This is a genomic window from Marmoricola sp. OAE513, from assembly GCF_040546585.1.
GTDB lineage: Bacteria > Actinomycetota > Actinomycetes > Propionibacteriales > Nocardioidaceae > Marmoricola.
Genome location: NZ_JBEPOC010000001.1, coordinates 2842183 through 2863620, shown reverse-complemented (window position 1 = coordinate 2863620; position 21438 = coordinate 2842183). Strand labels below are relative to the sequence as shown.

Below are 21438 nucleotides of genomic sequence, written 5' to 3'. Positions count from 1 at the left end.
CCGACTTTACTGCGCGTCGTCGCCGTCGTACGCCGCGATCAGCCGGTCCGCCGCAACAGGCGCGGTCAGCTCGCCGGCGAGGACCTCGGCACGGACCTGGTCACGGATGGCGGCGACCCCCGGGGAACGGCGCAACCGCTCGGCGAGCTCGTCGCGGACCAGGGCCCAGGTGAACTCCAGCTGCTGGTCGGCCCGCTTGGACCGCAGACCGTCCTCGCCGAGGTGGGCGCGGTGGTCCAGCACGCGCTGCCAGACCGTGTTGACCTCGAGGCCCTCGAGACCGGAGCAGGTCAGGACGGGAGGCACCCACGCGTCGCCGCCGGCGTACACCAGGCGCAGCGCGCCGGCGAGCTCGCGGGCTGCCGACCGCGCCTCGGTCTCGCGGTCACCGTCGGCCTTGTTCACCGCGATCACGTCGGCGATCTCGAGGACGCCCTTCTTGATGCCCTGGAGCTGATCACCGGTGCGGGCGAGGGTGAGGAACAGGAAGCTGTCGACCATCCCTGCGACCGTGACCTCGGACTGTCCGACACCGACGGTCTCGACGAGGACGACGTCGTACCCGGCGGCCTCGAGCACGAGCATCGCCTGGGTGGTGGCACGAGCGACCCCGCCCAGCGTGCCGGCCGACGGGCTGGGTCGGATGTAGGCGTTCGGGTCTGCCGAGAGCTCGACCATCCGGGTCTTGTCGCCGAGCACCGAGCCGCCGGTGCGGACGCTGGAGGGATCCACCGCGAGGACACCGACCCGGTGACCGGTCCTGGTCAGGTGGACGCCGAGCGCCTCGATGAACGTGGACTTGCCGACCCCCGGGACACCGGAGATGCCCACGCGCACAGCCGTCCCGGTCGTCGAGCCTGCCGAGACGTCCGCCAGCGCCGTCAACAGCTCCCGCGCCGCTGCCCGGTGATCGGCCCGTGAGCTCTCGACCAGCGTGATGGCACGACTCACCGAGGCGCGGTTACCGGCACGGATGCCGGCAACCAGCCCAGGTACGTCGACGGGCATCAGTGACCGAGTCGCTCGGACAGCTTGGCGAGCAGGTCGAGGGCGGACTCCGCGATGACGGTGCCCGGCGGGAAGACCGCGGCCGCACCCATCTCCAGCAGCGTCGGGACGTCGTCCGGCGGGATCACGCCACCCACGACGACCATGATGTCGTCGCGACCGAGGTCGGCGAGCGCCTGCTTCAGCGCCGGCACCAGGGTGAGGTGACCTGCGGCGAGCGAGTTCACGCCGACCAGGTGCACGTCGGCGTCGACCGCCTGCTGGGCGACCTCCTCCGGCGTGGCGAACAGGGGACCCACGTCGACGTCGAAGCCGAGGTCGGCGAACGCCGTGACGATCACCTTCTGGCCGCGGTCGTGTCCGTCCTGGCCCATCTTGGCGACCAGGATGCGCGGGCGGCGCCCCTCGTCCTCGGCGAACTTGTCAGCGGCGGCGATGACGGCGGCCACCTTGTCGTCGTCACCGGCTTCGCGCTTGTACACACCCGAGATCGTACGGATGACGGCCTTGTGCCGGCCGTAGACCTTCTCGAGCGCGTCGGAGATCTCGCCGACGGTCGCCTTCGCACGGGCCGCGTCGACCGCGAGCGCGAGCAGGTTGCCGTCCAGCGAACCCTTCGCGGCACCCCGGTCGGCCGAGCTCGTCAGCGCGGCGAGGGCCACGTCGACGGCTTCCTGGTCGCGCTCCGCGCGCAGCCGCTCGAGCTTGGCGACCTGCTGCTTGTAGACCTCGTTGTTGTCGATCGAGAGGACGTCCAGCTTGTCCTCGTCAGCCAGCCGGTAGGTGTTCACGCCGATCAGCTTCTGGCTGCCCGAGTCCAGGCGGGCCTGGGTACGGGCGGCGGCCTCCTCGATGCGCAGCTTCGGGATGCCCTGCTCGATCGCCTTCGCCATGCCGCCGGCCTTCTCGGCCTCGACGATGTGCGACCACGCGCGGGTGGCCAGGTCGTGGGTCAGCTTCTCGACGTAGTACGAACCCGCCCACGGGTCGATCGTTCCGGTGGTGCCGGACTCCTGCTGGAGCAGCAGCTGCGTGTTCCGGGCGATCCGGGCGGAGAAGTCGGTCGGCAGCGCGATGGCCTCGTCCAGCGCGTTGGTGTGCAGCGACTGGGTGTGACCCTGGGTGGCGGCCATCGCCTCGATGCAGGTGCGCTGCACGTTGTTGAACACGTCCTGCGCGGTCAGCGACCAGCCGGACGTCTGGCTGTGCGTGCGCAGCGACAGGGACTTCTCGTTCTTGGGGTCGAACTGCGCCACGAGCTGCGCCCAGAGCGCACGCGCGGCGCGCATCTTGGCGATCTCCATGTAGAAGTTCATGCCGATGGCCCAGAAGAAGGACAACCGCGGCGCGAACGCGTCGATGTCGATGCCCGCGTCGAGACCCGCCCGGATGTACTCGACGCCGTCGGCCAGCGTGTACGCGAGCTCGAGGTCGTTCGTCGCCCCGGCCTCCTGGATGTGGTACCCGGAGATCGAGATCGAGTTGAACCGCGGCATCTTCTGCGAGGTGTAGGCGAAGATGTCGGAGATGATCCGCATGCTCGGCGCCGGCGGGTAGATGTAGGTGTTGCGGACCATGAACTCCTTGAGGATGTCGTTCTGGATCGTCCCCGCGAGCTGTTCCGGCTTCACCCCCTGCTCCTCGGCCGCAGCGATGTACAGCGCCAGCACCGGGAGGACGGCGCCGTTCATCGTCATCGACACCGACATCTCGTCGAGCGGGATGCCGTCGAACAGCACCCGGGTGTCGTAGATCGAGTCGATCGCCACGCCTGCCATGCCGACGTCACCGCGCACCCGCGGGTGGTCGGAGTCGTAGCCGCGGTGGGTGGCCAGGTCGAAGGCGACGGAGAGACCCTTCTGACCGGCCGCCAGGTTACGGCGGTAGAACGCGTTGGACTCCTCGGCGGTGGAGAACCCGGCGTACTGCCGGACCGTCCACGGCTGGGTCGTGTACATCGTCGGGTACGGCCCGCGCAGGAACGGCCGCAGACCCGGGTAGGTGTCCTGGGCGTCCAGGCCGGCCAGGTGCTCGGGGCCGTAGACCGGGAGGACGGGCACGCCCTCCGGGCTGTCCCAGACCTCTCCGCCCCCGGTCGTCGAGCCGGCACCGGTCGTCGAGCCTGTCGAGACGTCCGCAAGCGGGAGCCCCGCGAAGCTCTCGGGAATCGTGCTCATGCCAGCTTCTCCCTCGTCCGGTTCAGGAAGTCGAGCGCATCGACACCCATCGCGCAGGTGTCGTCGACGACGACACCCTCGGGGGCCTTGCCCGCCAGGATCACGTGCGTCGCCCCGGCGGCGCGCAGCGCCTCGGCCAGCTCGGCACCCCACTCGGCGTACGCCTTGTCGTTGCCGGTCAGGCACACGACCGGCTGACCGCCGTCCGGTCCCGTGTACGCAGCCACGACGGCGTCGACGTCGTCGTTGCGCCCCGGGTTGACAGCGGCGATCCCGCCGGCGGCGAACAGGTTGGTCGCGAACGTCGCACGCGCGGTGTGCGCGGCGACCGTGCCCATGGTGGCCAGGAAGACCGTGCCGGCGGGCTCGTCGCGCAGCGCCTCGAACGCGTGGCCCCACGGCTGCACGGCGCGGTGACCGGCGGCGTACGGGCGGCGCTCGGGGAGCGTCTCGTCGAGGTTCGGGAACTCCGAGAGGCCGGTGAGCGGGCGCTTGCGCAGGGCGATCTGGCGCTCGCGGTCGGCGACGACGCCGTCGATCCGGGCCTGCAGCGAGCCGTCCGCGACCGCGGCTGCGGCACCGCCGGCGGCCTCGATCGCGGAGAACTCCGCCCAGCCCGCGATCGCGAGGTCGTCGGTGAGCTTCTCGATCGCGTAGGCGCCGCCGGCGGGATCGGCGACCCGGGCCAGGTGCGACTCGTGGATGAGCAGCGCGGAGGTGTTGCGCGCGATCCGTCGGCTGAACACGTCGGCCAGACCGAGGTGCAGGTCGAACGGGAGGACGGTGACCGAGTCGGCACCACCGACGCCGGCGGAGAAGGACGCCACGCAGGTGCGCAGCATGTTCACCCAGGGGTCGTACTTGGTCATCATCGGGCGCGAGGTGACCACGTGCTGGCGCTGGCGTCGCGAGGACTCCTCGACGCCGCTCAGCTCGAGCACCCGGGCCCACAGCCGGCGGGCGGCACGCAGCTTGGCGATCGTGGGGAACTGCTCGTCGGTGGCGGCGTAGCGGAACTCGAGCAGCGCCGCTGCGTCGGCGACGCTGTGACCTGCGGCCACCAGCGAGCGCAGGTACGCCGCACCCGCGGCCAGCGACCAGCCGAGCTCCTGGACGTCGGAGGCGCCGAGGTCGTGCACCGCGGTTCCGTCGACGACCAAGGCGAGGCAACCGAGCTCGGTGGCCTTGTCGGCGACGGCCGACACGATCGCGTCCACGTCGAGCTCGGCACCGTCGCGGACGACCTGGCCGAGCGGGTCGGCACCGAGGTTGGTGCCGTCGGCGAGCTCCGTGCCGGACGCGTGCGCGGCGAACGCCATCGCGGCGGCGACCGCGTCGTCGGACTCGAGCACGACCGGGGCGACGTCGAGCAGCACACCCTCGAGGGCGGCCGCGACGTCGGTGGCGGGCACCCCGCCTGCGCCGACCTGGAGCCAGACCGAGTTCACGCCGTTGTCCAGGTCGAGCGCGATGTCGGCAGCGGTGTTCTTGGCGTCGGGGTCCGCGAACCACCCGCGGACGTCCCAGTCGCCCGCCCGGTCCGGGCGGCCGGACGTGGTCAGGTCCCCAACCAGCGCCGGGGTACCGAGGGGGGTGACCGCGATCCCGTCCAGCGTCGTGCGGGTGAGCTTGTCCCAGACCAGGGAGTCGTCGTCGGACTCGGACAGGCGGCCGGACTTGCGCAGGACGCCGGCAGCGAGCCGCTCCCAGTCCGCGCTGGTCTGCTCGGGGCCGGAGTCGAGGGGGATGGTCCCCTCGGGCACGGCAGCACTCGGTGAGGTCATGACTCGCAGGATAAGGGCGACCGACCGGTAGGCGTGACCGGAACCGGGTGTGTGAGACGTCACCCGCGCGACGCCCACGGGTTCACCCGACACTCACCGCCTGTTCACCGGACCTGCGTTGAACGGAGGCACCCTCGGAGTCATGAGGATCCTCCTGGTCACCGAGTCGTTCGCCCCGGCCACCGATCCGGCCGCGGACGCAGCGCGCCACATCGCCGACGCCCTGATCGGCGCCGAGCACGAGGTCGTGGTCGTCACGACCGGTCCTGGCAGCGACAGCTACCGCGGAGCCCGGGTGCACCGGACCCGCACCCTCTTCTCCGCCGCCACCATCCGGCGGGTCTCGCTCGACTTCGCCCCGGACGTCGCCCAGTTCCTCGCGCCGCGCGCGATGGGCGGGGCCGCGATGCGGGCGTTGGAGTCCGCCGGCGTCCCCATGGTCGTCCTCGACCCCACTCCCCTGCACCCGCGCCTGGGTACCGTGCTCGCGAGCAGCGACGCCTACGCCCGCGTGCTCGCGACCGCCGGGGTGCGCGCCCGGGTCTGTCGGCCGGGGGTGCGGACCGACGAGCACCACCCGGGACTGCGCTCCGCGGAACTGCACGACCGCTGGGCCAAGATCGGCAAGCCCGAAGGCCCGCTGACTGTTGTCGGGTACGTCGGTCCGGTCGGTCTGCCGACGTCGAAGTCCGTGCGCCGCCTGGCCAAGGTCGCGGCGCTCGACGGCGTCCGGCTGGTCGTGCTCGGCTCCGGCCCGGGCACTGTGACCCTGAAGGAGGCCGGCGCCAAGATCGTCGGCCCGACCAACGGACTGGAGCAGGCCCGCGCCATCGCGTCCCTCGACGTGCTGGTGCAACCGCGCAAGCAGGACCGCAACCTCAGCGCCGTGCGCAAGGCCCTGGCCAGCGGCGTCCCGGTGGTCGCCTACGCGACCGGCGTTGCCGCCGAGGTGATCACCCACGAGAGCACCGGACTGCTGGTGCGGCCCGGGTCCGGCGGGCTGGCCGGCGCCGTCGCACGCCTGGTCGCCGACCCGGCGCTGCGCGACCGCCTGGCCGCGAACGCCCGGGACTCGGTGACCGGTCGGACCTGGTCCGACGCGGTGGACGAGCTCGTCGGGCACTACCGGCGCGAGCCGGTCGCCGTCTGAGGACCGACCACCCGGCTCAGCGGACCGCGAGGTAACCGTCGACCGCCTCGGCGACGACCTCGTCCGCGCTGCGACCGGTCGCCGCGGCCCGCTCCCGGATCGCCGCGGACTGGGCGGCTGTGAGCGTCGGCCGCAGCGGGTCGTCGGCGCCGACGACCTCGGCCCCGCCGCCGCCGCTGAACTTCGCGAGCGCGATCACCACGAGTGTGCCCAGCACGTCGAGGATCGCGACGATGCCGAGCAGCTGCCAGACGTCACCGTCGATGGCCTCCACGATCAGCCCGCTGACCAGGACCGCGTTGAGCGCGGCCATGGCGATCGTGCCCCAGAGCACGAGGGCCAGGTTCTTGCGCGCGCCGGCGAGCGCGAGCAGCAGGCAGATCTGCGCCAGGGTCAGCGACAGGTCGACGCCGACGCCGAACGGCTGCACCAGCTCGCCGAACTTGTCGGCCGACCAGTCGCTCCAGACGAGGACCAGCGCGGTGATCGTCGGCAGCAGGGCGACCACCCCGCCCACGACACCGACGGGAGCCCACCGGGTGCCCGCGGTGGCGAGGTAGCAGAGCACGCAGACGCTGGCCGCACCGACGACCAGCGTCGTCAGCAGGACCTTGCCCTCGCGCTCGCCGAAGCCGCCGGCACCGAGGAGCGCGAGGATCCCCATCAGCGCGGCGATCGAGAAGGAGCCGATGGTCAGGGTCGCCGCGACGCGGCGGAAGGTCGTGGTCTCGTTCATGGGACCAACCCTGCCGCGCGCAGGCGTTCGCGCGCGTGAGCCCGGGTACTCATCTCGGCCGACTCGATGGGCCTGAGCCGCCTCAGACCTCGGTACGGCCGTCGTTGTCCTTGTTCCGGATGCCGATCTTCGAGCCGAGCCAGACCAGCGGGTCGAACTTGCGATCGGCGACGCGCTCCTTCATCGGGATGATCGCGTTGTCGGTGATCTTGATGCCCTCGGGGCAGACCTCGGTGCAGCACTTGGTGATGTTGCACATGCCGAGGCCGGCAGCGTCCTGGGACATCTTGACGCGGTCGTTCTGGTCGAGCGGGTGCATGTCCAGCTCGGCGTACCGCAGGAAGAACCGCGGGCCCGCGAAGGCCGGCTTGTTCTCCTCGTGGTCACGGACGACGTGGCAGGTGTTCTGGCACAGGAAGCACTCGATGCACTTGCGGAACTCCTGGCTGCGCTCGACGTCGACCTGGGCCATCCGGCGCTTGTTGTCCGCGTCGCGCGGGCCGAGATCGGCGTAGGGCAGCTCCTTGGCCTTCTCGTAGTTGAAGGAGACGTCGGTGACCAGGTCCCGGATGACCGGGAAGGTGCGCATCGGGGTGACGGTGATGGTCTCGTCCTCCTCGAAGTCCGAGAGCCGGCACATGCACATGAGGCGCGGCTTGCCGTTGACCTCGGCGCTGCACGACCCGCACTTTCCGGCCTTGCAGTTCCACCGGACCGCGAGGTCTCCGGCCTGGGTGCCCTGCACGCGGTGGATCGCGTCCAGCACGACCTCGCCCTCGGAGACCTCGACCGGGTAGTCCTTGATCTCGCCACCGGACTTGTCACCGCGCCAGACACGGAGCTTCAGGGTGTAGCCCATCAGTTCTTCCCTTCCTCGGTCTGCACGTTGGCCATCGGCGCTGCTGCCGCGAAGTACTTGGTGAGCTCCTCGGGCATCACCGGGAGCGGCTTCTCGTGCAGCTCGACGCCGGACCCGTCGGCGGTGAGGTTGACGACCAGGTTCTTGGTCCCCCACTCGGGATCGGTGGCCGGGTAGTCGTTGCGGGTGTGACCACCGCGCGACTCCTGCCGGGCCAGAGCGGCCTTGGCGATCGACTCGCTGACGATGAGCATGTTGCGCAGGTCGATCGCCAGGTGCCAGCCGGGGTTGTACTGCCGGTGCCCCTCGACCTTCATCGTCTTCGCCCGCTCCTTGAAGGCCTCGATCGCGACCAGGGACTGCTCGAGCTCGGACCCGTCGCGGATGATGCCGACCAGGTCGTTCATCGACTGCTGCAGGTCGGACTGGATCGTGTACGGGTTCTCACCGCCCTCCACCTCGAAGGGGGCGAGCGCGCTGCGCTCAGCGGCCTTCACGTCCGCCTCGTCGATCGTCGGACGGTTCGCACCAAGACTGCTCGCGTACGCCGTCGCGGCGTCGCCGGCCCGTTTGCCGAAGACCAGCAGGTCACCGAGCGAGTTGCCGCCGAGGCGGTTCGAGCCGTGCATGCCGCCCGAGCACTCGCCGACGGCGTACAGACCGGTGACCGCGCTCTCCTGGGTGTCGGCGTCCACCTCGACGCCGCCCATCACGTAGTGGCAGGTCGGTCCGATCTCCATCGGCTCGGAGGTGATGTCGACGTCCGCCAGCTCCTTGAACTGGTGGTACATCGAGGGCAGCCGCTTCTTGATGAACTCCGGCGTCCGGCGCGAGGCGATGTCGAGGTAGATGCCGCCGTGCGGGGTCCCGCGGCCGGCCTTGATCTCGGAGTTGATCGCCCGGGCGACCTCGTCGCGCGGCAGCAGCTCGGGTGGCCGCCGGTTGTTCTTCTTGTCCTCGTACCAGGCGTCGGCCTCCTCGACGGTGTCCGCCGTCTCGGCCTTGAAGAACTCCGGGATGTAGTCGAACATGAACCGCTTGCCCTCGGAGTTCTTCAGGATGCCGCCGTCGCCGCGGACCGACTCGGTGACGAGGAGTCCCTTCACCGACGGGGGCCAGACCATCCCGGTGGGGTGGAACTGGATGAACTCCATGTTGATCAGCGAGGCACCCGCGCGCATCGCGAGGGCGTGACCGTCGCCGGTGTACTCCCAGGAGTTCGAGGTGACCTTGAAGGACTTGCCGATGCCGCCGGTCGCCAGGATCACCGTCGGGGTGTCGAAGACGATGAACCGTCCGGACTCGCGCCAGTAGCCGAAGGCGCCGGCGATCGAGCCGGACCCCTTGTCCTTGAAGACATCGGTGATCGTGCACTCCATGAACACGTCGATGCCGAGCTGCACCGCGCGCTGCTGCAGCGTGCGGATCATCTCCAGACCGGTGCGGTCGCCGACGTGCGCGAGCCGGGCGTACTTGTGACCGCCGAAGTCGCGCTGGCTGATCAACCCGTCCTCGGTGCGGTCGAACAGCGCTCCCCAGTCCTCGAGCTCCATCACCCGCTCGGGGGCCTCCTGCGCGTGCAGCTGGGCCATCCGCCAGTTGTTCAGCATCTTGCCGCCACGCATGGTGTCGCGGAAGTGCACCTCCCAGTTGTCCTCGGGCCAGCGGTTGCCCATGGCTGCGGCGATGCCGCCCTCCGCCATCACCGTGTGCGCCTTGCCGAGCAGCGACTTGCAGACGATCGCCGTCCGCGCGCCGGCCTCGTGCGCAGCGATCGCGGCGCGCAGACCCGCGCCGCCGGCACCGATCACGACCACGTCGTAGGTGTGCCGTTCCATGCCGCCCTCGGCGTCGCCGTCCAGGGCGTTCCCGGTCATCGGGTGACGGCCGTCCTGTCCACTCATCAGAAGAACCTCAGATCCTCGATCGTGCCGTTGGCCACGAGCATCACGTAGAGATCCGCGAGCGCGACCGAGAACAGCGAGTACCAGGCGAACTTGGCGTGGTGGGCGTTGAGCTTCGAGACCTGGGTCCACATCCAGTAGCGCACCGGGTGCTTGGAGAAGTGCCGCAGGCGCCCGCCGACCGCGTGCCGGCAGGAGTGGCAGGACAACGTGTAGAGCCAGATCAGGACGACGTTGGCCAGCAGCACCAGCGTGCCGAGGCCCATGTGGATCCCGTCGCTCTCGCCCTCGGCCGGCCCGAAGGCCAGCACCACGTCGTAGGTCAGAATCACCCCGATCACCATCGCGGCGTACCAGGCGTAGCGGTGGATGTTGTTGAGGATCAGCGGGAGCCGGGTCTCACCGGTGTACTTGGCGTGCGGCTCGGCAACCGCGCACGCGGGCGGGCTCAGCCAGAACGCCCGGTAGTAGGACTTGCGGTAGTAGTAGCAGGTCAGCCGGAAGCTCAGCGGGAAGACCAGGATGATCAGCGCCGCGGAGAGCGGGAAGCCCCCGAACGGCGTCCCGAAGTCGGCGGCGGCCTTGCAGCTGTCGGTCAGGCACGGCGAGTAGAACGGCGAGAGGTACGGCTCGGTGAAGTAGTCCTTGTCCGCGAAGGCCCGCCACGTCGCGTAGACGATGAACGAGCTGAAGACGACGAAGGTCGCCAACGGTGCCAGCCACCAGCGATCGGTCCGGAGGGTCCTCTCAGCGATCGAGGCCCTCGTGGGGCCTCCGACACCGTTCCTCGTGCGATCGTCCGTGACTGACATCGACACCTCCGCGTTCCTGAACCACCGGGTGAGCACAACGTGTGGCCCAGGTCACCTGGGCACGACCGACTATGGCGTCTAACGCCTCCGGACGGAAGAGGCCACTCCGGAAAGGGTGGGATTGATCACCCGTTCAATTTCAACCCTCGCTTAGGCGCGGTGTCTCGGGTGGCGATACGGTGCGAAGGTGGCGATTCATAATCCGGAGCGCACCCTGGTCAGGGACGCATCCGCAGTCAGAAGCACAGTCTTCCTGAAGATCCTGATGGCCGTCAGCGGCTTCGTCTTCATCGGTTTCGTACTCGGACACATGTACGGAAACCTCAAGGCGTTCCAGGGCCAGGAGAAGTTCGACGAGTACGCGCACCACCTGCGCGTGCTGGGTGAGCCGATGCTCCCCCACGAGGGTTTCCTCTGGATCATGCGCGTCGGCCTGATCCTCGCCCTGATCGTGCACGTGTACGCCGCGGCGACGCTGTGGAAGCGCGCCCAGCGCGCCCGCACCGTCAAGTACCAGGTCAAGAAGCACACCGGCGCCATCTTCGCGAGCCGCCTGATGCGCTGGGGCGGCGTCACGCTGCTGCTCTTCCTCATCTGGCACCTGCTCGAGTTCACCATCGTGAAGGTCAACGTCGGCGACGGCGCGACCCAGATCGACGGGCACGACTCGCCGTACCTGCTGCTGGTCTCCAGCTTCGACGTCTGGTGGCTGACGGTCATCTACCTGATCGCGATGCTCGCGCTCGGTGCGCACCTGCACCACGGTGTGTGGAGCGCCACCCAGACCCTGGGCCTGACGGGCAGCGTTCGCACCCGCAAGCTCGCCAAGCGGACCGCGTTCGGACTGGCCGTGCTGATCTCCGGCGGTTTCTCGCTGGTGCCGCTCGGCGTCCTGCTCGGCATCATCGAGAAGTAGTCAAGAGAAGAGCACTGCGCACATGACTGACATGCCGGACACCACCCTCACCCCTGACCCGTCGCACGTCGCGGAGGGCCACCCGCAGTCCGACGACGCCGCCGGGTACTACACCCCGGGCTCGCCGCTGAAGGACACCAAGGCTCCCGCCGGGGACATCGCCCAGCGCTGGCAGACCCGCAAGTTCGAGGCCAAGCTCGTCAACCCGGCCAACCGCCGCAAGCTCGACGTGATCATCGTCGGCACCGGCCTGGCCGGCGCCTCGGCCGCCGCCACCATGGGCGAGGCCGGCTACAACGTGAAGTCCTTCTGCTACCAGGACTCCCCGCGACGGGCGCACTCGATCGCCGCCCAGGGCGGCATCAACGCGGCGAAGAACTACAAGGAGGACGGCGACTCCGCGCACCGTCTCTTCTACGACACCGTCAAGGGCGGCGACTACCGCTCGCGCGAGTCGAACGTCTACCGCCTCGCCGAGGTGTCGGTGAACATCATCGACCAGTGCGTCGCGCAGGGCGTCCCGTTCGCCCGCGAGTACGGCGGCCTGCTCGACAACCGCTCCTTCGGCGGCGTGCAGGTCTCCCGCACCTTCTACGCCCGCGGCCAGACCGGCCAGCAGCTGCTCATCGGCGCCTACCAGGCCCTGGAGCGCCAGGTCGCCGCCGGCACGGTGAAGACCTACACCCGCCACGAGATGCTGGAGCTCATCGTCGTCGACGGGACTGCTCGCGGCATCATCGTGCGCGACATGGTCACGGGCGACATCCAGACGCACCTCGCCGACGTCGTCGTGCTGGCCTCCGGTGGGTACGGCAACGTCTTCTACCTCTCCACCAACGCGATGGGCTGCAACGTCACCGCAGCCTGGCGCGCGCACCGCAAGGGCGCCTACATGGCGAACCCCTGCTACACGCAGATCCACCCGACCTGCATCCCCGTCTCCGGTTCGCACCAGTCGAAGCTGACCCTGATGTCGGAGTCGCTGCGCAACGACGGCCGGATCTGGGTGCCGAAGAAGAAGGAGGACTGCGACAAGGACCCGCGGACCATCGCCGAGGAGGACCGCGACTACTTCCTGGAGCGGATCTACCCGTCGTTCGGCAACCTGGTCCCGCGCGACATCGCCTCCCGTGCCGCGAAGTACATGTGCGACGAGGGCCGCGGCGTCGGCCCCGAGGTCGACGGTGTCCGACGCGGCGTCTACCTGGACTTCCAGGACGCGATCAACCGCCTCGGCCGCGACGGCGTGGAGGAGAAGTACGACAACCTCCTCGACATGTACGAGCGGATCACGGGTGAGAACCCGTACGAGGTCCCGATGCGGATCTACCCGGCCGTGCACTACGTCATGGGCGGCCTATGGGTCGACTACGACCTGCAGTCGACCATCCCCGGCCTGTTCGTGACCGGCGAGGCGAACTTCTCCGACCACGGCGCCAACCGTCTCGGCGCCTCGGCGCTGATGCAGGGCCTGGCGGACGGGTACTTCGTCCTCCCGCACACGATCCGCGACTACCTCGCCGACGGACCGTTCGAGAAGATCTCCGAGGACCACCCGGCGGTCGTGGAGGCGAAGAAGTCGGTCACCGACCGGATCGAGCACTTCCTCACCGTCAACGGCACCCGCAGCGTCGACTCCTACCACCGCGAGCTCGGCAACATCATGTGGGAGTACTGCGGCATGGAGCGGACCGAGGACGGCCTGAAGAAGGCGATCGACCTGATCCGCGGCCTGAAGGACGACTTCTACCGCAACGTGAAGGTGCTCGGCACCGCCGACAGCCTCAACCAGAGCTTGGAGAAGGCCGGCCGGGTGGCCGACTTCTTCGAGCTCGGCGAGCTGATGTGCATCGACGCGCTCAACCGTCGCGAGTCCTGCGGCGGCCACTTCCGCGCCGAGTCGCAGACCGAGGACGGCGAGGCGCTGCGTCACGACGACCAGTTCGCGTACGTCGCGGCCTGGGAGTACGCCGGCGACACGCCCGTCCTGCACAAGGAAGAACTGGTCTACACGGCCATCGAGATGAAGCAGCGGAGCTACAAGTGAGCAACGGGACCATGAAGCTGACACTCAAGATCTGGCGCCAGACCGACGCGAGCGACGCCGGCGGGATGCACACCTACCAGGTGGACGACGTCTCCCCCGACATGTCGTTCCTGGAGATGCTCGACGTCCTGAACGAGCAGCTCAACGCCGCGGGCGAGGAGCCGATCGCCTTCGACTCCGACTGCCGCGAGGGCATCTGCGGCATGTGCGGGCTGATGATCAACGGCGAGGCGCACGGCCCGGTCACCACGACCACCTGTCAGCTGCACATGCGCTCGTTCACCGACGGTGAGACCATCACCATCGAGCCGTGGCGCTCCGAGGCGTTCCCGGTGCTCAAGGACCTCGTCGTCGACCGCGGATCGTTCGACCGGATCATCCAGTCCGGCGGGTTCATCTCGGTCAACACCGGTTCCGCCCCCGAGGCGCACTCGGTGCCGGTCCCCCGCGACAACGCCGTCCGTGCCTTCAACGTCGCCACCTGCATCGGCTGCGGTGCGTGCGTCGCGGCCTGCCCGAACGGGTCCGCGTCGCTGTTCATGGGCGCGAAGATCACCCACCTCGGCGAGCTGCCGCAGGGCCAGCCCGAGCGCGACTCGCGCGTGGTCGGGATGGTCGCCCAGCACGACCACGAGGGCTTCGGCGGCTGCACCAACATCGGCGAGTGCGCGGCCGCGTGCCCCAAGGAGATCCCGCTCGACGTGATCAGCCAGCTCAACAAGGACCTGCGCACGGCGATCAAGCACGGCCACTGACCTCAGGGGGAAGCACGCCGCTGTCGGCTGAACACCGCGAAATGCCCGCATTGAGTTTCGTACCAAAACTGGTCAAATCGGACATTTAGGACGTATCGTCTTCTCCCATGAGGGAGAACACAGGACGATGGAGCGTCAAGTTCACCGGCGCGACCGTGATTGCCACGCTGGCCCTGGGTGTCGTTTCGACGATGTCCCCGGCTGCAGCCCAGACCGACGACCACCACCGGATCACCGCAGGGAAGCACACGACTGCGCGGTGGGCGAAGGCCATTGACACCACCGACCAGGGCGCCGTCAACGCGGCGTACTGGGCGGCGTACGCCCCGAAGCTGACCCTGCCGATCTCCTGGCTCGGCGGCAGCATCCTCGGGTGCATCCCGGGACTCTCGTCCCTGAGCACGAACAACGCGACCCTGAGCTCGCTGAACTTCGTGCGCTCGCTGGCCGGTCTCGCACCGGTCACCTTCAGCGCGAAGATGAACGCCGCCGCCCAGCGCGCCGCGTTGATCATGGACGCCAACGACTCGCTGAGCCACAACCCCAGCAGCGGCTGGAAGTGCTGGTCGGCGGCGGGGGCCAAGGCGGCCGGCAAGTCCAACCTGGCGATCTCGTTCCCGTCGATCAACGCGGGTCAGATCATCGACCTGTACATGGACGACCCGGGCGCCTCGAACACCGCTGCCGGCCACCGGCGCTGGATCCTGAACCCGTTCTCGACGGTGATGGGCACCGGAAGCACTCGCAGCGCGAACGCGCTCACGGTGATCGGGCCGACCAGCTCCTCGCGGCCGAACCCTGCCTGGGTCGGCTGGCCGACCGCCGGGTACTTCCCGAACGCGATCGAGCCGAACGGCCGCTGGTCGCTGAGCTCGGGGCTGAAGAGCATCAGCTTCAAGCGGGCCAAGGTGAAGGTCTACCAGGGCAGCCACCGGGTCCCGGTGAAGAAGTACGCCGTGAAGTCCGGCTACGCGCAGCCCACGCTCGTCTGGCAGATGCCGAAGAAGTTCAACCGCTCGGTCCCCTACCGGGTCGTCGTCACCGGCATCAAGAAGGCCGGCAAGAAGAAGCTCATCCGCACGGAGTACACAGTCCGACTGTTCACTCCCAACCAGTAGACGGTTGGGGGGCGGGATCCTCCCTCGCTTTCCGCCTCCCAACTTCTCCCACGGACGCCGGGTGCCGTCGCGCTGGTTCGCCGCAGCGCGACGGGCCCGGTGAACGGTCTCAGCCCAGCCGGAAGGCCTGGTCGGGCCGCCAGCCGTGGTCCTCGTCGTGGACGTAGAGCCAGAACTCGGCGACCTCGAAGGCCGCCTCGTAGCCGGCCAGCTCGGTGAACGCCCGGTCGAGCAGGTCGTCGGACAGGTGGTGCGCCACCGTCACGTGCGGGTGGTACGGGAACTCGACCTCGACCGCGAGCGGACCGGTCCGCGTCGCCGCGGCCAGCGCAGTGCACTCGGCGATCCCGGCGATGACCCCGACGAAGACGACGGGCGAGGTCGGTCGGAAGGTACCGGTGCCGTGCAGCCGGACCCCGAACGCCGAGCTCGTGGCGGCGACCCGGCCGAGGTGCTCGACGATCGCCGGCAGGGACTCCGCGGCGACCTCGGTCGGCGGCACCAGCGTGATGTGCGTCGGGATCAGCCGGGCTGACGGGTCCCCGAGCTCGACCCGGAAGTCCTGGAGCGCGGAACCCTCCGGGTCCGGGACTGCGATGGAGACGCCGATCGTGATCAACGGGCTAGGCCTTCAGGAAGCCGACGCGGTCGTAGACGTCGGCCAGCGTCCTGGACGCCACCGCCCGGGCCTTCTCGGCTCCGCGACGCAGGACGGCGTCGAGCTCGTCCCCGTCGGCGAGCAGCTCGTGGGTGCGGTCCCGGAACGGCGTCACGAACTCGACGACGACATCGGCCAGGTCGCCCTTGAAGTCGCCGTACCCCTTGCCGTCGTACGCCGCCACCAGGTCCTCGACCGTGCGATCGGTCAGCGTCGAGTAGATCGTGAGCAGGTTGGAGACCCCCGGCTTCTTCTCCTCGTCGAACGCGACCACCGTGTCGGAGTCCGTGACGGCGGAGCGGATCTTCTTCGCCGTGACCTTGGGGTCGTCCAGCAGGTCGACGATGCCGGCCGGCGAGGACGCCGACTTCGACATCTTCCGCGTCGGGTCCTGCAGGTCGACGATCTTCGCCGTCTCCTTGAGGATGTACGGCTCGGGCAGCCGGAACGTCTTCTTGTAGCGGTGGTTGAACCGCTGCGCGAGGTCGCGGGTGAGCTCCAGGTGCTGGCGCTGGTCCTCCCCCACCGGCACGTACTGCGGCCGGTAGAGCAGGATGTCCGCGGCCTGCAGGATCGGGTAGGAGAACAGCGCCACCGACGCGGCGCCCTCGCCGCCCTTGGCGGACTTGTCCTTGAACTGCGTCATCCGTCGCGCCTCGCCGAAACCGGTCAGCGAGTTCAGCACCCAGGCGAGCTCGGCGTGCTCCGGCAGGTGCGACTGCACGAAGATCGCGGAGCGCTCGGGGTCGATCCCTGCCGCGATCAGCTGGGCGGCGGCGACCCGGGTGCGCTCGGCGAGCTTCTTCGGGTCGTGCTCGACCGTCAGCGCGTGCAGGTCGGCGATGAAGAAGAAGGGCTCGAACTCGTCCTGCAGGTCCACCCACTGCCGCAGCGCCCCGAGGTAGTTGCCGAAGTGGAACGAGTCGGCCGTCGGCTGGATGCCGGAGAGGACTCGGGGGCGGGGCTGATCGGGCATGCGTGCATTGTTCCAGTTCTCGGTGAACGACGTGCGGCGGGTCTACCGGGCCGGGTCAGCCCGCTGCACCGGGGTCCGTGGGGTACAGCGCGGCGACGCTGAAGAGCAGCTGGGGGCCGTCGTTGAGCTCGCGGTCGACCGCGCTCTCGCGCTCGGCGAACACCAGCGCCGTCAGTCCGTCCGGGAACGGACCGGAGTAGCTGACCGAGCCGGTCTCCTCGTCGAGGCACACCACGATGTGCGGCATCTCCATCTCGGCCACCCCGGCGTCACCGACGGCCCCGCGCAGGAACTCCTGGACCGCCTCGACCCGCAGGTCGTCGCGCCACGAGGATTCCTCGCGCTCGTCATCCATGTCCTGCCTCTCGTCGCGTCGTCCCCAGGAGGACGCCTCACCCGGCCATCCATCACGCGCGTCCGTCCGGTGGGTAGCCTCGAGGCGTGCGAGCCCCGACACTCACCGACGGCGTCGTCACCCTGCGCGCTCATCGCGAGGAGGACCTCGAGGACTGCCTCGAGCAGTCCACCGACCCGCTCAGCGTCCGGTGGACGCGCGTCCCGGTGCCCTACACCCGTGACGACGCGAAGCGGTTCCTGCGCGATGCGATGCCCGGCGGCTGGGCGACCGACCAGGAGTGGGGCTTCGCGGTCGAGGCGCACGACGGCGGCACCCCGCGGTACGCCGGCACCGTCACGCTGCGCAACGAGGGCGACCGTCGGGCCGAGATCGCGTACGGCGCGCACCCGTGGGCGCGCGGCACGGGCACCGTCGAGCGCGCCCTCCGCCTGCTGCTCGACTGGGGCTTCGCCGAGCGCGACCTGGCCACCGTTCTGTGGACGGCCGAGGTCGGCAACTGGGCGTCGCGGCGTACGGCGTGGCGGCTCGGGTTCTCCTGCGACGGAGTCCTGCGCGACTGGATGACGCAGCGCGGCGGCCTGTCCGACGCCTGGGTCGGAACGCTGGGACGCGACGACGAGCGCGCTCCGCGGACGCCGTGGTTGCAGGCTCCCGTCCTGCGCGGCGAGCGCGTCGTGCTCCGCCCGGCCTCGGAGGCCGACGTGCCCCGGATGGTCGAGGCGTGCCGGGACGAGACGACGTCGTACTGGATCAACGCGATCCCGCGGCCGTTCGCGGAGACCGACGCCACCGCCTTCCTCGCCGAGCGTCGCGAGTCGATGATCCGCGGCGAGGTCGTGCACTGGACGCTCGCCGACCCGGAGACCGACGCCCTGATCGGGTCCTCGTCGGTGTTCAGCATCGGCAGCTCGAGCGGTGCCGAGATCGGCTACTGGCTGCACCCGGACGCACGCGGTCGCGGTGCCATGCGCGAGGCCGTCGCGCTCGCGGTCCGGCACGCGTTCATCGACGCCGAGGACGGCGGCCTGGGTCTCGACAAGCTCCGGCTGGTCGCCGCGGTCGACAACACCGCCTCACGGCGGGTCGCCGAGGTCAACGGGTTCCGCGAGGTCGGGACCGAGCGCGCCGGGACGACCTGCCGGGACGGCAAGCACGACGCCGTGGTCTACGACCTGCTGGCGAGCGACCTCAGCTGATCAGCTGGATCGCGCAGCGGATCCCGGGGGCCTGCGTGAACGCGGCGTCCGCGGTCGCCAGGGGCGCCTCCAGGGCCTCCGCGAGCGCGACGTACGCCGCGTCGTAGGCAGTGAGGTTGTCGCGGAGCTCCCACATCCTCACGAGGAGCGCACGATGAGGGAACCTGTCGACCGCGAACCTGCCCAGCTCGTCGACGAACGCGGTAGCCGCAGCCTCGCTGATCTTGCCTGCCCGGCGAAGACCACGGGCGACGTGGACGGCCTCGATGTCGATCAGCTCCGGAGCGACGAGCCCGGGAGCGAGCAGCACCTCAGCCGCCGCTTCACCGCGCGCTCCGCCCTCGAGAAGTCCCGCGACCAGGACCGAGGCGTCGATGACGATCACCGCGTCCGACCCTCCCGCTGGAGGCTGACGATGTCGTCCAGGGTGACGGAATTCTCCGCCCACATCACGTCGGCGCGCATGCGCTGGAGGGCACCTGCCACCGACTCCTTCCGTGCGGACTCCTCCAGGAGCAGCCGCAGGTACTCCTGGAGCGACCGGCCGGACTCGCTGGCCCTCCGCCGCAGGGTCGCGTACGCCTCGTCGTCCAGGTTCCTGATCTGCACCGTCGCCATGCATGCAGAGTAGCGCTGATTCAGCGCTACTTCCTCCCCGAAAGAGCGCCCTGGGGAGACCCCAGGGCGCTCGTCCGCGACGATCAGAGGCTGGCCAGTGCCGCGTTCAGCGTCGCCGACGGACGCATGACCGTCTCGGCCTTGGCGTCGTCGGGGCGGTAGTAGCCGCCGATGTCGGCCGGCGAGCCCTGCACGGCGAGCAGCTCGTCGACGATCTTCTGCTCATCGGCCTTCAACGAGCCGGCGAGGGCGGCGAACGCGGCCGCCAGGTCGGCGTCCTCGGTCTGCGCCGCGAGCTCCTCGGCCCAGTACAGGCCCAGGTAGAAGTGGCTTCCGCGGTTGTCGATGGTGCCGAGCTTGCGCCCCGGGGACCGGTCCTCGTTGAGGAAGGTGCCGGTCGCGCGGTCGAGGGTGTCGGCGAGGATCTGCGCCCGCGCGTTGCCCGTGCTGGTGGCCAGGTGCTCGAAGCTCGCGGCCAGGGCGAAGAACTCACCGAGGCTGTCCCAGCGCAGGTAGTTCTCCTTGACCAGCTGCTGCACGTGCTTCGGCGCCGAACCACCGGCACCCGTCTCGAACAGACCGCCGCCGTTCATCAGCGGGACGATCGACAGCATCTTCGCCGAGGTGCCGAGCTCGAGGATCGGGAAGAGGTCGGTGTTGTAGTCGCGCAGCACGTTGCCGGTCACCGAGATGGTGTCCTCGCCCTTGCGGATCCGCTCGATCGAGAACGCGCAGGCGTCGGCCGGCGCCTTGATCGAGATGTCCAGACCGTCGGTGTCGTGGTCCTTCAGGTACTCGTTCACCTTGGCGATCAGGTTGGCGTCGTGCGCCCGGTTCTCGTCGAGCCAGAACACCGCCGGCGAACCGGTGGCGCGGGCCCGGGAGACGGCCAGCTTCACCCAGTCACGGATCGGGGCGTCCTTGGTCTGGCAGGCGCGCCAGATGTCGCCGGCGTCGACGGTGTGCTCGATGAGCGCCTCGCCGGCGCTGTTGACGACCCGGACCGTGCCGGCCGCCGGGATCTCGAACGTCTTGTCGTGGGAGCCGTACTCCTCGGCCGCCTGGGCCATCAGGCCGACGTTCGGGACCGAACCCATCGTGGACGGGTCGTAGGCGCCGTTCGCGCGGCAGTCGTCGATCACGGCCTGGTACACGCCGGCGTACGACGAGTCCGGGATCACCGCGAGGGTGTCGGCCTCGTTGCCGTCGGGGCCCCACATGTGGCCCGAGGTGCGGATCATGGCGGGCATCGAGGCGTCGATGATGACGTCGGAGGGGACGTGCAGGTTGGTGATGCCCTTGTCGGAGTCGACCATCGCCAGCGCCGGGCCGTCGGCGTACGCCTTCGCGATCGCGGCCTCGATGGCTTCCTGCTCGGGCAGGCCCTTGATCTTCTCCAGCAGCGAATTGAGTCCGTCGTTCGCGGAGATGCCGGCGCTCGCCAGGACCTCGCCGAACTCGGAGAAGACCTCGGGGAAGAACGACTGCACCACGTGGCCGAAGATGATCGGGTCGGAGACCTTCATCATCGTCGCCTTGAGGTGCGCCGAGAACAGGACGCCGTCGGCCTTGGCGCGGGCGACCTGCGCGGTCAGGAAGGTGCGCAGCGCGGCGACGTCCATGAACGTCGCGTCGACGACCTCGCCCTCACCGACGGCGAGGCCGTCCTTGAGCACCGTGACGGTGCCGTCGACGTCGACGTGCTCGATGCGCAGGGTGTCCGCCGCTCCGATGACGACGGACTTCTCGTTGGAGAAGAAGTCGTTGGCACCCATGGTGGCGACGTTGGTCTTCGAGTCGGCCGTCCAGGCGCCCATCGAGTGCGGGTGGGTCTTGGCGTAGTTCTTCACCGAGGCGGGCGCGCGGCGGTCGGAGTTGCCCTCCCGCAGGACCGGGTTCACGGCGCTGCCCTTGACCTTGTCGTACTTGGCCCGCGTCTCGCGCTCCTCGTCGGACTGCGGGTTCTCCGGGTAGTCCGGGATCTCGAAGCCCTGCGCCTGCAGCTCGGAGATCGCGGCCTTGAGCTGCGGGATCGAGGCGGAGATGTTGGGCAGCTTGATGATGTTCGCCTCGGGGGTCTTGGCGAGCGCGCCGAGCTCGGAGAGCGCGTCGTCGGCCAGACCGAACTGGGCCAGGATCCGGGCAGCCACCGAGATGTCCCGGGTCTCGACGTCCACACCCGCCGTGCTGGCGTAGGCGGAGATGATCGGGAGGAACGAGTACGTCGCCAGCAGCGGCGCCTCGTCGGTGTGGGTGTAGATGATGCTGGACATTCCAGGCCCTTCCGTGGTGGAGCGGTCTTCTCGGCGTCAATCTCTTGACGTCAAGATATCTCAGGTGCGTCCGGGACGCGACACCAGCCTCGC

Annotated in this window: 19 protein-coding genes; 6 read left to right on the top strand and 13 right to left on the bottom strand. The window is 69.4% G+C overall.

Annotated elements, in window-relative coordinates; genetic code table 11:
* Positions 1-6: 6 nt before the first annotated feature.
* Genes meaB through ABIE44_RS14325 form a run of 3 tightly spaced genes read right to left on the bottom strand, consistent with a single transcriptional unit; the run spans position 7 to position 4969 of the window.
* Entirely contained in the window at positions 7-1008 is a 1002-nt protein-coding gene (gene meaB / locus ABIE44_RS14335; protein ID WP_209716240.1) for a methylmalonyl Co-A mutase-associated GTPase MeaB, read from the bottom strand.
* Complete coding sequence (gene scpA / locus ABIE44_RS14330) at positions 1008-3185, bottom strand: methylmalonyl-CoA mutase (RefSeq protein ID WP_209716243.1); 2178 nt, start codon at positions 3183-3185, stop codon at positions 1008-1010. The genes meaB and scpA overlap by 1 nt, the downstream gene beginning before the upstream one ends.
* Entirely contained in the window at positions 3182-4969 is a 1788-nt protein-coding gene (locus tag ABIE44_RS14325; RefSeq protein ID WP_209716247.1) for a methylmalonyl-CoA mutase subunit beta, read from the bottom strand. Before ABIE44_RS14325 ends, scpA begins: the two co-directional genes overlap by 4 nt.
* A gap of 142 nt (positions 4970-5111) precedes the next feature.
* Here ABIE44_RS14325 and ABIE44_RS14320 point away from each other — a divergent pair, with 142 nt between their 5' ends.
* Positions 5112-6119: a glycosyltransferase gene (locus ABIE44_RS14320; protein WP_209716250.1), complete on the top strand. Its 1008-nt coding sequence runs from the start codon at positions 5112-5114 to the stop codon at positions 6117-6119.
* A gap of 16 nt (positions 6120-6135) precedes the next feature.
* Here ABIE44_RS14320 and ABIE44_RS14315 read toward each other — a convergent pair whose 3' ends face one another.
* The 4 genes from ABIE44_RS14315 to sdhC all read right to left on the bottom strand — a co-directional run bounded on the left by ABIE44_RS14315 (position 6136) and on the right by sdhC (position 10328).
* Positions 6136-6855, bottom strand: coding sequence for a hypothetical protein (locus ABIE44_RS14315; protein ID WP_209716254.1), 720 nt, complete (start codon positions 6853-6855; stop codon positions 6136-6138).
* A gap of 82 nt (positions 6856-6937) precedes the next feature.
* Complete coding sequence (locus ABIE44_RS14310) at positions 6938-7714, bottom strand: succinate dehydrogenase/fumarate reductase iron-sulfur subunit (protein ID WP_209716257.1); 777 nt, start codon at positions 7712-7714, stop codon at positions 6938-6940.
* Positions 7714-9618: a fumarate reductase/succinate dehydrogenase flavoprotein subunit gene (locus ABIE44_RS14305; protein ID WP_354438085.1), complete on the bottom strand. Its 1905-nt coding sequence runs from the start codon at positions 9616-9618 to the stop codon at positions 7714-7716. Before ABIE44_RS14305 ends, ABIE44_RS14310 begins: the two co-directional genes overlap by 1 nt.
* Positions 9618-10328, bottom strand: coding sequence for a succinate dehydrogenase subunit SdhC (gene sdhC, locus ABIE44_RS14300; protein WP_354438084.1), 711 nt, complete (start codon positions 10326-10328; stop codon positions 9618-9620). The genes ABIE44_RS14305 and sdhC overlap by 1 nt, the downstream gene beginning before the upstream one ends.
* A 289-nt stretch (positions 10329-10617) precedes the next feature.
* On the opposite strand from sdhC, the gene ABIE44_RS14295 reads away from it, so the two are divergent.
* From ABIE44_RS14295 to ABIE44_RS14280, 4 genes are all read left to right on the top strand, one after another.
* A complete protein-coding gene (locus ABIE44_RS14295; protein WP_354438083.1) occupies positions 10618-11346 on the top strand; it encodes a succinate dehydrogenase cytochrome b subunit in 729 nt (242 codons plus the stop codon).
* A 31-nt stretch (positions 11347-11377) separates the two neighbouring features.
* A complete protein-coding gene (locus tag ABIE44_RS14290; RefSeq protein WP_209723236.1) occupies positions 11378-13393 on the top strand; it encodes a fumarate reductase/succinate dehydrogenase flavoprotein subunit in 2016 nt (671 codons plus the stop codon).
* Between the two features lie 11 nt (positions 13394-13404).
* A complete protein-coding gene (locus ABIE44_RS14285; RefSeq protein ID WP_209716267.1) occupies positions 13405-14148 on the top strand; it encodes a succinate dehydrogenase/fumarate reductase iron-sulfur subunit in 744 nt (247 codons plus the stop codon).
* A 107-nt stretch (positions 14149-14255) separates the two neighbouring features.
* Positions 14256-15266: a CAP domain-containing protein gene (locus tag ABIE44_RS14280; protein WP_209716271.1), complete on the top strand. Its 1011-nt coding sequence runs from the start codon at positions 14256-14258 to the stop codon at positions 15264-15266.
* 109 nt (positions 15267-15375) lie between these two features.
* Here ABIE44_RS14280 and ABIE44_RS14275 read toward each other — a convergent pair whose 3' ends face one another.
* From ABIE44_RS14275 to ABIE44_RS14265, 3 genes are read right to left on the bottom strand one after another with little or no spacing between them, the layout of a single operon-like run.
* A complete protein-coding gene (locus ABIE44_RS14275; RefSeq protein WP_209716274.1) occupies positions 15376-15885 on the bottom strand; it encodes a 2'-5' RNA ligase family protein in 510 nt (169 codons plus the stop codon).
* Between the two features lie 4 nt (positions 15886-15889).
* Entirely contained in the window at positions 15890-16900 is a 1011-nt protein-coding gene (gene trpS / locus ABIE44_RS14270; protein WP_209716276.1) for a tryptophan--tRNA ligase, read from the bottom strand.
* 55 nt (positions 16901-16955) lie between these two features.
* Complete coding sequence (locus ABIE44_RS14265; protein WP_209716280.1) at positions 16956-17255, bottom strand: hypothetical protein; 300 nt, start codon at positions 17253-17255, stop codon at positions 16956-16958.
* An 86-nt stretch (positions 17256-17341) separates the two neighbouring features.
* Here ABIE44_RS14265 and ABIE44_RS14260 point away from each other — a divergent pair, with 86 nt between their 5' ends.
* Positions 17342-18454: a GNAT family N-acetyltransferase gene (locus tag ABIE44_RS14260; protein ID WP_209716283.1), complete on the top strand. Its 1113-nt coding sequence runs from the start codon at positions 17342-17344 to the stop codon at positions 18452-18454.
* Here the strand turns inward: ABIE44_RS14260 and ABIE44_RS14255 are convergent.
* From ABIE44_RS14255 to ABIE44_RS14245, 3 genes are all read right to left on the bottom strand, one after another.
* Entirely contained in the window at positions 18447-18839 is a 393-nt protein-coding gene (locus ABIE44_RS14255) for a type II toxin-antitoxin system VapC family toxin (RefSeq protein WP_209716286.1), read from the bottom strand. The genes ABIE44_RS14260 and ABIE44_RS14255 overlap by 8 nt on opposite strands.
* Positions 18836-19072, bottom strand: a complete 237-nt coding sequence (locus ABIE44_RS14250; protein WP_209716289.1) for a FitA-like ribbon-helix-helix domain-containing protein — start codon at positions 19070-19072, stop codon at positions 18836-18838. The genes ABIE44_RS14255 and ABIE44_RS14250 overlap by 4 nt, the downstream gene beginning before the upstream one ends.
* 83 nt (positions 19073-19155) lie before the next feature.
* Positions 19156-21345: an NADP-dependent isocitrate dehydrogenase gene (locus ABIE44_RS14245; RefSeq protein ID WP_209716292.1), complete on the bottom strand. Its 2190-nt coding sequence runs from the start codon at positions 21343-21345 to the stop codon at positions 19156-19158.
* Positions 21346-21438 lie beyond the last annotated feature (93 nt).